4 protein-coding genes are annotated in these 6,729 nt (G+C 42.0%); 3 read left to right on the forward strand and 1 reads right to left on the reverse strand.

The features are described from left to right. Positions 1–263: 263 nt before the first annotated feature. The 3 genes from B9J87_RS16935 to B9J87_RS16945 all read left to right on the forward strand — a co-directional run bounded on the left by B9J87_RS16935 (position 264) and on the right by B9J87_RS16945 (position 4,788). The gene (locus B9J87_RS16935; RefSeq protein ID WP_088729682.1) at positions 264–2,174 is read left to right on the forward strand and encodes a methyl-accepting chemotaxis protein; all 1,911 of its coding nucleotides are present in this window, start codon (positions 264–266) and stop codon (positions 2,172–2,174) included. A gap of 53 nt (positions 2,175–2,227) precedes the next feature. Further along, positions 2,228–3,910 carry a pyridoxal phosphate-dependent decarboxylase family protein gene (locus B9J87_RS16940; protein ID WP_094151856.1) on the forward strand — a complete coding sequence of 561 codons (1,683 nt, stop codon included), beginning with the start codon at positions 2,228–2,230 and terminating at the stop codon, positions 3,908–3,910. Between the two features lie 158 nt (positions 3,911–4,068). Beyond that, positions 4,069–4,788, forward strand: coding sequence for a carbonic anhydrase (locus B9J87_RS16945; RefSeq protein WP_094124769.1), 720 nt, complete (start codon positions 4,069–4,071; stop codon positions 4,786–4,788). Between the two features lie 120 nt (positions 4,789–4,908). On the opposite strand, the gene B9J87_RS16950 is transcribed toward B9J87_RS16945, so the two are convergent. Continuing rightward, positions 4,909–6,624: a putative bifunctional diguanylate cyclase/phosphodiesterase gene (locus B9J87_RS16950; protein ID WP_094151859.1), complete on the reverse strand. Its 1,716-nt coding sequence runs from the start codon at positions 6,622–6,624 to the stop codon at positions 4,909–4,911. Positions 6,625–6,729 lie beyond the last annotated feature (105 nt).

The raw sequence follows: 6,729 nt of genomic DNA on the forward strand, positions 1-6,729 counted from the left end.
AGTCAGCGCGCAGCATCACCACTGCGCGTTTTTCTTAACCATCATCTCAACGTATTTCCATTAAAAATCATCATCTTGTCTTTCAATGTAAAATTCACTTTGCGCACTCAATAATAAATATTAATGACATAACTTGCATAAGTGTTCGCCGTGTACCAATTTTATTAAGTTGGCTAGGTGTCTCATTGGTCTACCATTCATATTAATAATATGATCAAGTTTCACCTTAATCTTTCTAGCTGTTATACGGTGAGGGTGAATCTATGACTTTAGGTTTTAAAAGCAGAATATATGTGAGCGTAGCACTGCTCGTTGCGATTTCTTTAATCGTTTTGGGCACCATCAACATGCTGTCGTTAAAAGAGAAGATGATTACCTCTTTAACCACAGAAACTCAAAACAAGCTCAACTATCACGTTTCTGAACTCGAATCTTGGGTGAAAACACGTTATCAAGCCGTAGTTAAAGGTTCACAACATTTCCGATCTGCTCTTTCTGATCAAGAGAATGTCAACTTAGTTCGATTGTTAGCTGAGAGTGCGCAAATTTCAAATGTCATTATGGCGTATGACGATGGCCGTGCCTATATGTCGTTTGACAAAGACAACGGAGTTGTGACAGGCAAAAAAAACTTCACTAATAAAGATTGGTATCGACAGGCTAAAACCTCCCGTTCATCACTGCTAACCGAGATTTATGAAGATCAAATTACGGGTAAACGTGTGATCAGTGCTGTGATGCCCGTCTATGAACAAGGTCAATTCATTGGAGTACTGCTTGGCGATATTCAACTGGATGAGGTTATTGTCCAAGTCAGTAATATGCGCTTTGCTGGCGGTGCAGCGACACTAACCGACAAGAATGCTGTCTTTTTTGCTAGTGATGATCCTAGTGATATTGGACGAACGCCCTCGCAAGTCAGCCCTAATTTCCTCGAAATGGAGAAACTTTTTAGCCAGCAAGATGCTGGTCATTTGTCATTTCCTTATTTAGGCATTGAGTTTGATGGTTATTTCAAGCGCGTTAACCTAACCGATAATATGTACTGGACCATGATGGTGTTCGTCGACAAAGGTACGGCGTTAGCTAATGTGTATGAAGCGCAAAGTAGCGCTATTTACACTGGGGTGATTTTGCTCATTATCAGCGTCGCGGCAATCTTCGTCATTCTTAATTATATCTACAAGCCTTTGCTACGCCTGAAAAAAGCGGTACTTGATCTTTCGAAAGGCTCTGGTGATTTGACACGCCGCTTGGAGGTGAATGGTGATGATGACTTAGCGCAGATAAGCCAAGGCTTCAATTTATTCTCAGAAAATCTACAAAAAATGATGTTGCAAATATCTGATGCCAGTCAAAACATCTCCTCTAATATTGAGCAGTTAGGTCAAACGGCAAAGGAAAATGAGCGGATGCTGCTTTCGCACTCATCTGAAACAGAGCAAGTGGTGACGGCCATTACTGAAATGAGTGAAAGTGCACGTACTGTGGCAGAGAGCGTTACGCAATCGAATCACATTACTGACTCGGCGAGCAAAGAGGCCAAACAATCGATTATTATTGTGAATAATGCGGTTGAAACGGTCAGCTCATTGGTGAGTGATGTTGAACAGATGTCTGAGCGCATTGCCAATATGAACAAAGATGCGATCAAGATCAGCGAAGTATTGACCGTGATTGGCGCTATTTCAGAGCAAACGAACTTGCTTGCGTTGAATGCGGCGATCGAAGCGGCGCGTGCGGGTGAGCAAGGCCGTGGGTTTGCGGTGGTTGCAGATGAAGTTCGTGCTTTAGCGGCGAGAACGCAAAACAGCACTACTGAAATATCAGATATGCTGGCCAAGCTACTTGAAGGGACGGATAGCGTTGTAGCCGCAATGGACAAAACTAAAAACCAATGTCAAACCACAGCAGATAAAACGTCCGAAGTTTCTGGTAGTTTAAACATCATGAGTACTTCCGTTTCCGAAATTGATGATTTGAGTACGCAGATTGCTGCTGCGACCGAACAGCAAAGTACAGTCGCAGAAGAGCTCAGTCGCAATATGCTAGCGATAAGAGACATCGTTGAATCATTGGTGGTGAGTGGCAGACAAACCGTCAGTGCTACGGAGTCACTCTCTTACTCAAACCATGAGCTTGACCGCTTGGTCTCCAACTTTAAGTTAAAGTAATAAAACGCCGCTAACGCGGCGTTTTATTTGGGATTAAGCACGGAGAGAGCATCATGAAAACAGCGTATTATAGCGTGTGGATAGATGAGCACGCCAATCAACTGAACCCTGCGTTTGAGCAAATTTTCCAGACAGTGAAAGCGCATTTTTTTGCTCGCGATCCCAATCGTTGGCCTTTGTATCGTATTCACGAGATTGCCCGTTGGCTTGAAGAGCGAAAAATTGATGCGCCAACCGTGGTAAATACTGCGTTGCAGCAACAATTACGGCATTCAAACACCATTCCTCGACACTCGAGCCACGTCATTCACCCTTTTAACGACTTAGCGCTTTATGCCGCCAAACGTTCAAAAAACTGGGATGACCCTCGCTCAGTGGAAAATGTGATCTCGACACCTTGTGATCCGGCCATTCACGGTGCGCTACTTGCGACTATCGCCAACCCTAACTTGGTTTATAGCGAATATGCGGGAGATGCCATTGAACTGGAAAAATTAGTCGTGCGGCAGATCGCGCATTTAGCTGGTTATGATAGTGATCAAGCGACTGGAGTATTCACACAAGGAGGTACATTTTGTAATTTGTACGGCTATCTATTAGGTATTCGAAAAGCGTTGCCAAAGTCAGCTCTGAATGGTTTGGCGGGAGAAGATTACAGGATATTCAATTCAGAGGCAGGTCACTATTCAAACATGACAAATTTGTCGTTGTTGGGGGTTGATGTTCAAGGTAAAGCGATTCGGATCAAAGTTAAAGATAACAATGAAATGGATTTGGCTGAATTAGACCAACAATTGATTTTCTGTTTTAAAAATGGCATTGCTGTTCCTAGCATAATGTTGACATTTGGCAGTACCGATACCTTCGCAACTGATGATATTGAACAGGTTTATGCGATAAGAGAAAGAAGATGCCAAGAATATGCGATTTCGATGAAACCACATATTCATGTTGATGCTGCTGTTGGGTGGAGTATGTTGTTTTTTCAAGAGTATGATTTTGAACGCAACCCTTTATCGCTTAATCGGGCAACACTGACGGGTATTGAATCCTTATTGCCGAGGATTAAAAGTTTACAATTAGCGGATTCATTTACGGTCGATTTTCAAAAATGGGGTTATGTCCCTTATACTTCCAGCTTGGTGATGCTCAAAAACAAACACGATCTCGCGGTATTAAAAACAGATCCCGGTTATTACTCCTACTTTGAACATGCTCAAAGAGAAGAGAGCCATTTGCAATCGACCATTGAATGTTCACGCAGTGCCGTGGGTGTTTTTTCTGCCTATTCAGCACTGCAACATTTAGGTATCGAAGGCTACCAAACCGTGATTGGTCATACATTGCAAAATGCTAATTATTTACGCTGCCAATTAGCCGCTCTACCACACTGCAAGGTGGCAGCAGTAGAAAACCAAGGGCCAAGTGTTACTTTTCGTCTCTATGACCCACAGAAAGTGACGTGTGCTGAATCGATGTTTGAGCAAGAAATGAACGTCGCCCGTCAGGGTTCTATGGTTGATTCGATAGTAGAGAATACGCTCTACCATCGTCATCAGTTCTTATCTCATAAAGGCCAGCATCTCAACACCAATTGGGTCGATTCGATTGCGCGCACTCATTATGATGATACTGGACATTGCTTACATATTCCGGGAGAAAAAGCGGTTTTAATGAACCCCAATACCACCCGAAAACATATCGAACAGTTTTGCCAAAACATTGTTCGGCGCTAGCCATGGAAAGGGTGAGCGCGAACTGAAATGAATGACTAGTCACGTCAATGTAATGTTATTTTTCACCACGGATGCGGTATGAAGAATGTATTACCATGTGCGCGTGATATTAACCTGAATGTTACATTTTAGATAACAAGCTGTCTCAAGGAACGATAATGAAAAAACAACTGTTGACCCTGGCAATTAGCGTTTGCTTTACCTATGTGGCGCAAGCAAATGAATGGGGATATGAAGGTGAACGTGGCCCTGAACATTGGGGACATGTTTCTAAAATTTGTGAAATGGGCAAAAATCAAAGCCCAATTGATATCAATGGCCTCGTTGAAGCTGATTTAAAATCTTTGGATATCCATTATTCAGGCGTTGTGAGTGCATTGACCAACAATGGACACACGCTGCAAGCCTCAGTTTCAGGGAAAAATACACTGGTAGTGGATGGTACAGAATTTGAACTCAAACAATTTCACTTCCATACCCCTTCTGAAAACTTAATTAAAGGACATCAATATCCTTTAGAAGCGCATTTTGTGCATGCTGATGCGTCTGGCAATCTGGCAGTTTTGGCGGTGATGTTTGAAACGGGTGCACAGAACGAACCATTAGCTCAGCTTATTGCGGAGTTGCCTAAAGTTGGGGCGAATGTGCCGTTAGCAAAAGGGTTAGCAGTACAGTCACTGTTACCTAAGCTAGATGAGTATTACCGTTTTAATGGGTCACTCACAACGCCGCCTTGCAGTGAAGGCGTGAGATGGTTGGTGGTCAAGCAGCCGAAAAGTTTGTCACAGCAACAAAGTGCAGCACTACATAGTGTGATGGGAAATAACAATCGGCCCATACAAGCTCACAATGCTCGCTTAGTGCTAGAAAAAGAATAACAACGTTCTTTAAGCGATTTGAAGTCGCAGTCGGGCTCACAGGGTTTACTATTTCCTTTCCGCTCTGCTTCTTCAAAATTTAGGTGTAAGTGCTTAATTTAGCTAAGCTATTTTTTGTGCTTATTCATTGACAGCATTTAATGTATAGCGGCTTGCACTGGCTAAAGATAGTGGTTTTGAAAACCAATAGCCTTGTAAATAAGTTGCCCCCATCTCTTTAAATTTTTGGTACATGTCGCCATTTTCAACCCCCTCAATAACAATGTCGACGCCATTGGTGTGACAAAACTGGATGAGAAAGGCCAAATATTGTTCTGATGCTGGGTTAGTCAGTGTTTTCCATACAATGCTTTTGTCTATTTTAATTTGATTGAGGGGCAAATCAAAGAAGCTATTGAGTGAGCTAAAACCAGCTCCAAAATCATCCAGCGACAGTTGAAACCCCATTTCATTTAAGGAGTGAAGCTGGTTAATCGCATTTTTATCGCCATCGAGTATGACAGTTTCCGTCAGTTCTAACACAATCGAAGAGGGCAATACACCGGAAGCCTTAGCCATTGTTAGTATCTGTTGTGGGAAGTCACTTTTCAGAAGTTGAAGGACTGAAACATTAATATTAACCCGAATATTAACCCCATTTTGTTTATTGTAACGGCCAATAAACTCACAGGCTTTTTTGAAGACAAAATAGCCTAAATCAACAATCAGCCCCTTTTTTTCTGCAACGGGAATAAATTCGTCCGGGAAAATCTCACCAAACTCTTTTGAGCGCCAGCGGACTAAGGCTTCAAAGCTGGATACCTGTCCTGATTGTGCATGAATAATGGGTTGGAATTTCACGGACAATGAACGTTGATCTAATGCTTCCTTTAAGCCTCTTTCGATGAAGAAATAACGATCAACGTTTTTTTGAATTCGGCCACTGTAAATTTCGATACGAGAATGATTTTTGGCACTAGCAAATTGGCAAGTTCGTGATGCAATATTTAACAACTCATCGGCAGATATAGCACGGTTTATCTCAGGATAGACACCAATGCTAATATCATTACCATAGAGGTGCCCATGCTCCGTGGCTGATTTCGAATAGTGCTTCATTATTTGAGAGCAGATATGCTTGAGCTCATCGTATGAGCGTTCTCCTCTAAGTAATATGGCAAAATCGTCAGAGCGAATACGGTAAAAATCAGCAAATTCATCGGGTAGTTCACGCAGTGCACTGACGACGTGATTCAGTAAATCTTTAACAATATCTGAGCCGTATTGATTGAGATAAGACTTAATATCTTCAAGTTGGATGTAGATAAGTGAATAAGGCTCTCCAATTTTGAGTGCTTTCTCATCAATATCGAGCAGTAATTTACTTCGATTATAGAGGCCTGATGAGCTGTCAAAAAATGCAGCTTGATGAATGTAATCTTCCATCAATTTTTGATCGGAGATATCTTTATGGCTACCCACCATAAAATGTTCACCGTTCACACTTTTTGTGACCGCATTCCCCTCTAACCAGATATATTGACCATTTGCTTTTTTGACTCGGTATTGAATCGATTCCCTTGATTCAGTGGTGCTGATATGCTTGTCGACGCGGCTGTTGAGCAGTGCACGATCCATAGGATGAACCAAACTCAGCCAATCAGCATAGGAAATAGTTTCGCTGTTTACACCAAATTGTACATAAAATGTTGGATTATAGAGCACCATGTTTCCATCGCTGCTCATATAAAACAGACCTTGACTAAAAAAATCGAGAACATGAACCAGACGCTGCTTTGCAACGGCACTGTCTAGGTCTGAAATTGAATACTCTTCCTGCGGAAATGACATTGTCATGTTAATCCTAATTCAAGCGAAAGCAGCAATGGATGATAATTGTGAGTCTTGATCCAAAACCTTTATGACTCATCTTTAAAGAGTACTATAACGCTTGTACTAAGA

The organism is Vibrio sp. V19_P1S1T109 (assembly GCF_002241375.1).
Classification (GTDB): Bacteria; Pseudomonadota; Gammaproteobacteria; order Enterobacterales; family Vibrionaceae; genus Vibrio; species Vibrio anguillarum.